The following is a 4807-nucleotide window of genomic DNA, read 5'->3' as shown; positions in this document are numbered from 1 at the left end:
GGCTGCGGCCCCGGCGGCGGAGGGGCGGGCGGGCCGGGACCGGCGAGGCGCACCTCCGCCGCGCCGAGCGCCACCGCGAACGCCGCGGTGGCCGCCGCCACCAGCACCGCGGAGGCCACCCCGGCCGGCCGGGTGGGGATCGCCGCGCAGGTCGACAGCGCGAACACCGGGATCATCGGGCCCGGCGGCCGCCACGCGAAGCTGTCGGAGAGCCGCGCGGTGAGCCCGGCCCACGCGGCCGCGACCGGCACCGCCACCCACGCCCGCTGCGGCAGCGTGCCGACGAGGGCGCCGATGGCGACCGAGCACGTCAGCAGGGCGCCGAGCGCCGCCTGCAGCCGCCACCGGCGCACCGTGCGGGCCGGGCCGCCGTATACCGACGCGAACGCGCCGAACGTGGCGTACGCGGTGTGCTCGAGCATCCCGGCCCACCACAGCACCAGCAGCGCCGCCAGCATCGTCCCCGCGGCGCGGGCCGCCACGGGCCCGGCGGGGCCGAGCCGGAGATCCATTCCCGCTGTGGTACCCCGCGCGGGCCCCGCAACACGGCCGGTTGAGCGGACGGGGGAGGGCCCCGACGACGAGGAGGCTTCCATGGCGCTCGGCGATGCCGGGTCCGCCCGCCGAGGCCACGGGCACGGCCCTGGACGGCGCTCCCCATCGCATCGGCGACCTACGGTGTCGGTGGTCGTGACGGCGGAGCCGGTATCGGGGCGGGGACGACGGCGGGGTGCGGCGCGTGCTGGCCCGGGGTGGGTACGTGGGCGTGGACGTGGTCGATCTCGGGATGGTGACCGACCACCCCGGGCTGGTGGTGCGGGTCGCGCCGTAAGCTGCCGCCGTGCTCGTCGTCGCGGTGGTGCTGCCGGTGGTCGTGCTCGGGTTCGCCGTGGCGCGGCCGTTCGGCCTGCCCGAGGCGGCGGCGGCGGTGCCGGCGGCCGGGGTGGCCGTCGGGGCGGGGCTGGTCGGGTGGCGGGCCGCGGCGGACGAGGTGCGGGAGCTCGGGCCGACCGTGGGGTTCCTCGCCGCCGTGCTGCTGCTGTCGTACCTCGCCGAGCAGCACGGCGTCTTCGCGTACATCGGCGACCTCGCCGCCCGGGGGAGCCGGGGGCGGCCGCAGCGGCTGCTCGGGGCCGTGTTCGCGGCGGCCGCGCTGGTGACGGCGGTGCTCAGTCTCGATGCGACCGTGGTGCTGCTCACGCCGGTGGTGTTCGCGGCGGCGCTGCGCATCGGGGCGCGGCCGGCGCCGCACGTGTACGCCTGCACGCACCTGGCCAACTCGGCCTCGCTGCTGCTGCCCGTATCCAACCTCACCAACCTGCTGGCGTTCGCGGCCAGCGGCCTGTCCTTCGCCGCCTTCGCCGGGCTGATGACGCTGCCGTGGCTGGCCGTGATCGGGGTCGAGTACGTCGTCCTGCGCCGCTTCTTCGCCTCGGACCTCGCCGTGCCGGCCTCCGATCACGGCGTCGAGGCGGGGCCGGCGCCCCGCTACGCGCTGATCGTGCTCGGGGCCACCCTCGCGGGGTTCGCGATCGGGCAGCCGCTCGGGGTGCATCCGGCGTTCTCCGCGGTGGCCGGTGCCGTGGCGCTGGCTGTGCCGATCATCAGGAAACTGCGGCTCAGGGCCGTGATCCAGGCGGCCAACCCGGCGTTCTGCGCGTTCGTGCTCGGGCTCGGCGTCGTCGTGCTCGCGGTGCGCGAGCACGGGCTCGGGCGGCTCGTGGACGGGCTCGTGCCCGGGCGGGCCGACTTCCTCGGGCTGCTGGCCGTGGCCGGGCTCGCCGCGCTGCTGGCCAACGTGCTCAACAACCTTCCCGCGACGCTGGTACTGCTCCCAGCCGTCCAGCACAACCCGGGCCTGCTGCTGGCCGTGCTCATCGGGGTCGACGTGGGGCCGAACCTGACGTACGTGGGCTCCCTCGCCACGCTGCTGTGGCGGCAGATCCTGCACGCCCGCGACGCGGCGCCCTCGGCCGGGCAGTTCCTGCGGCTCGGGGCGCTCGCCGTGCCGGCCGCGCTCGTCGCCGCGGTGGCGGCACTGTGGGTCGGTCTGCAACTGTCTGGGGTATGAACGTCCTCGTCTGGCTCGCCGAGGGGACCTGGCCGGCCGCCACCGACGCCGCGGCCCGGCTCGCCCCGCCCGAGGCGCGCATCACCCTGCTGTACGTCAACGATCCCGCCCTGGCCGGGGAGGTCAGCGGCGCCTGGACCGGGCTCATGGGGCGCGGGCACCACGACCCGGGGCCGGCCGTCGCCGCCGCCGCGGAGGCGGCCGGGCTGGACATGGCCGCCGCGGCCGCCAAGCGGGTGGGCCGGACGGCCGGCATCAGCACGCGTCGCGGGCCGGCGGAGCGCGAGGTCGTCGCCGCCTGCCTGGAGCACGACGCCGACCTGCTCGTCGTGGCCCGCGACGGCGACCGCTCCCGCCCGGGGCCGCGCAGCCTGGGCCGCCAGACCCGCTTCGTCGTCGACCACGCCCCGTGCCAGGTCCTGCTCATCTGGCCGTGAGCGAGACCGATGGCCGTGACCGGGGCCGCCGCCCGCGCCGCGCTGGTGGCGGCACGGGCGGTACGGTAGCGATCATGTTCAGCGCGGAACTGGGTGACGGGGCCGAGCTGCGGCCGCTGGAGCCGTGGCAGGCCGAGGAGTTCTTCGCCCACATGGAGCGGGCCCGGGCCACCGTCGACCCGTGGATACCGTGGGCGTCGGTCAACGCCGACCCGGAGCTGGCCCGGGCGACGCTGCAGCGCTACGCCGACCTGCAGGCCCGCGACGCCGGCCGGCTCTACGGCATCTGGCTGGACGGCACCCTGGTCGGCGGGTGCATGTTCGTCGCCTTCGACGCCAAGGCCGGCAGCGCCGAGATGGGCGTGTGGCTGGAGCCGGCCGCGCAGGGCCGCGGGCTGATCACCCGGGCGGCCCGGCTGCTCGTCGACTGGGCGCTGGACACCCGCGGGCTGCACCGCGTCGAGTGGCGGTGCCGGCCGGACAACACCGCCAGCTCCGCCGTGGCCCGCCGGCTCGGCATGCGCCTCGACGGGGTGCTACGGGAGTCGTACCCCTTCCGCGGCGTCCGCCACGACACCGAGGTCTGGTCGCTGGTCGCCGGCGACCCGCGCCGGCCACCAGAAGCGTTCGCCGAGCAGTAGGGCCAGCGCCGGAACGACCAGGGTGCGCACGAGCAGCGTGTCGACGACCACGCCGATGCCGACGATGACGCCGATCTGGGTCAGCACGATCACCGGCAGGACGCCGAGCACCGCGAAGACCGCCGCGAGCAGGATGCCTGCCGAGGTGATGACCCCGCCCGTGGTGGCGAGCGCCCGGGTGGTGCCGTCCCGGGTGCCCACGCGCGCGGCCTCCTCGCGGGCCCGGGTGGCCAGGAAGATGTTGTAGTCGACGCCGAGCGCGACGAGGAACAGGAAGGCCAGCAGTGGCACCGCCGTGCCGAGCGCCGGGATGCCCAGGCCGTGGCGCAGGACGAGGCTCGCCGCGCCGAGCGAGGCGGCGAAGCTCACCACGACGGTGGCGAGCAGCAGCAGCGGGGCCACCAGCGAGCGCAGCAACGCGACGAGGACCAGGAGCACGACGGCGAGCACCAGCGGTACCACCACCAGATCGTCGCGAAGGTTGGCGTCGCGCTCGTCGAGGTCCTTCGCGGGCTCGCCGCCGACGAGGGGCTCCGCGGCCGGGACGGCGGCCAGGGCGGCCCGCAGGTCGCGCACGGTCCGGTCGGCGGCGGAGGTGCCGGAGCCGGCGGTCAGCTCGACGTCGAAGGCGGTGAGGGTGCCGTCGTCGGAGCGCTCCGGCTGCTCGACCCGGGCCACCCCGCCGACCCCGCGGGCGGCCGCGACGGCCGGGCCGGCCGCGGCGGAGCGGACGATCACCCGGACCGGCTCGGCCGCGCCGGCCGGGAAGTGCCGGGCCAGGGTCTGCGCGCCGGTGGCCGACTCGACCTCGGTGCGGAACTGCTCGGTCTGGGCCAGGCCGACCTTCGTGCCGGCCAGGCCCGCGGCCAGCCCGGCCAGCAGCACCAGCGAGGCCACCAGGACCGCGCGCGGGCGGCGGCGCACGCCCTCGGCCAGGCGGGCCCACGGGCCGGTGCCGGCCGGGTCGTCGGAGCCCGCGTGCGGCACGAACGGCCAGAACACCCCGCGCGGCAGCAGGGCCAGGGCGGCGGGCAGCACGAGCAGCCCGAAGACGAGCGCGACGACGACGCCGAGGGCGGCCGCGGCGCCGAGCGTGCGGTTGGTGGTGAGCACGGCGGCGAGCAGCGTGAGCAGGGCCAGCACCACGGTGGTGGCGCTGCCGGCGATCGCCGGCGCGGCCGCGCGCACCGCGGTGAGCAGGGCGGTGAGGCGGTCCTCGGTGCGGCGCAGCTCCTCGCGGTACCGCGCGATGAGCAGCAGCGCGTAGTCCGTCCCGGCGCCGAAGACGAGCACGGAGACGATGCCGCTCACCTCGCCCTCGGTCGGCTGCCCGGCGACGCGCGCCACCCAGGGCAGCAGCTGGGTCACCACCTGGTCGGCCGCGCCGATCACGGCCAGCGGGACCAGCCACAGCAGCGGGCTGCGGTACGTCACCAGCAGCAGCACCGCGACCACGATCGCCGTGGCGACCAGCAGCGTGACGTCGGCGCCGTCGAACGCGGCCGCGATGTCCCGGGCGAACGCCGGGCCGCCGGTGACCTGCACGGTCAGCCCGTCGGGCCGGGCCGCCGCGGGCCCGCCGACCGCGGCCCGGACCCGCTCGACCGCCGCCGCCGCCGCGTCGTTGCCGGCGGCGACGGGCAGCGGCTCCGCCACCA

5 protein-coding genes are annotated in these 4807 nt (G+C 77.3%); 3 read left to right on the top strand and 2 right to left on the bottom strand.

All coding sequences use genetic code 11. The annotated features are described in order from the left end of the window. Nucleotides 1-512, bottom strand: a 512-nt coding sequence (locus tag ABD352_RS00865; RefSeq protein WP_425553428.1) for a hypothetical protein, incomplete at its 3' end; no start/stop codon positions are given. Between the two features lie 329 nt (nt 513-841). On the opposite strand from ABD352_RS00865, the gene ABD352_RS00860 reads away from it, so the two are divergent. The 3 genes from ABD352_RS00860 to ABD352_RS00850 all read left to right on the top strand — a co-directional run bounded on the left by ABD352_RS00860 (nt 842) and on the right by ABD352_RS00850 (nt 3149). Next, entirely contained in the window at nt 842-2071 is a 1230-nt protein-coding gene (locus ABD352_RS00860; RefSeq protein ID WP_344610209.1) for an SLC13 family permease, read from the top strand. Then, nucleotides 2068-2508 carry a universal stress protein gene (locus tag ABD352_RS00855; protein ID WP_344610208.1) on the top strand — a complete coding sequence of 147 codons (441 nt, stop codon included), beginning with the start codon at nt 2068-2070 and terminating at the stop codon, nt 2506-2508. Before ABD352_RS00860 ends, ABD352_RS00855 begins: the two co-directional genes overlap by 4 nt. A 74-nt stretch (nt 2509-2582) precedes the next feature. Then, the gene (locus tag ABD352_RS00850; RefSeq protein ID WP_344610207.1) at nt 2583-3149 is read left to right on the top strand and encodes a GNAT family N-acetyltransferase; all 567 of its coding nucleotides are present in this window, start codon (nt 2583-2585) and stop codon (nt 3147-3149) included. Here ABD352_RS00850 and ABD352_RS00845 read toward each other — a convergent pair. Further along, nucleotides 3045-4807, bottom strand: a 1763-nt coding sequence (locus ABD352_RS00845) for an MMPL family transporter (protein ID WP_344610206.1), incomplete at its 5' end; no start/stop codon positions are given. The two genes, ABD352_RS00850 and ABD352_RS00845, sit on opposite strands and share 105 nt — an antisense overlap.

The organism is Dactylosporangium salmoneum, from assembly GCF_039532525.1.
In the GTDB taxonomy this organism is placed as follows: Bacteria; Actinomycetota; Actinomycetes; order Mycobacteriales; family Micromonosporaceae; genus Dactylosporangium; species Dactylosporangium salmoneum.
This window is presented reverse-complemented; position numbering and strand designations above follow the sequence as displayed.